Annotated in this window: 1 protein-coding gene; it reads right to left on the bottom strand. The window is 69.9% G+C overall.

Features of this window, described 5'->3' with window-relative positions:
- Window positions 1–538 (bottom strand): FAD-binding protein (locus CCN37_RS36955; protein WP_143262006.1); only part of this gene is annotated, 538 nt, incomplete at both ends.

Raw genomic sequence — 538 nt, forward strand, 5'->3', positions numbered from 1 at the left:
CCTGCTCGGTCACCGGGTCGATGCCGAGGTAGGTGCGGGAGAACTCGGTGATGTCCGGCAGCTTCGCGTCCAGCACCTCGGCGCCCAGGTGGGTCAGGTCGAGGTAGACGTAGTCCTTGTGCGGACCGGCGCCCCGGCCCTCGCGCACCTCGGTGGCCATCGCGCGGGCGACCATGTCGCGCGGCGCGAGGTCCTTGATCGTCGGCGCGTAGCGCTCCATGAAGCGCTCGCCGTCGGCGTTGCGCAGGATGCCGCCCTCGCCGCGCGCGCCCTCGGTGAGCAGGATGCCAAGACCCGCGAGGCCGGTCGGGTGGAACTGGTAGAACTCCATGTCCTCCAGCGGCAGGCCCTTGCGGAAGATGATGCCCATGCCGTCGCCGGTCAGGGTGTGCGCGTTCGAGGTGGTCTTGAAGACCTTGCCGAAGCCGCCGGTGGCGAACACGACGGCCTTGGCCTGGAACACGTGGATCTCGCCGGTGGCCAGCTCCAGCGCGACCGCTCCGGTGCACACCGGGCCGTTCTCGGTCTCGGTCATGCA

This window comes from Allokutzneria sp. NRRL B-24872, from assembly GCF_002155965.1.
Lineage (GTDB): Bacteria > Actinomycetota > Actinomycetes > Mycobacteriales > Pseudonocardiaceae > Allokutzneria.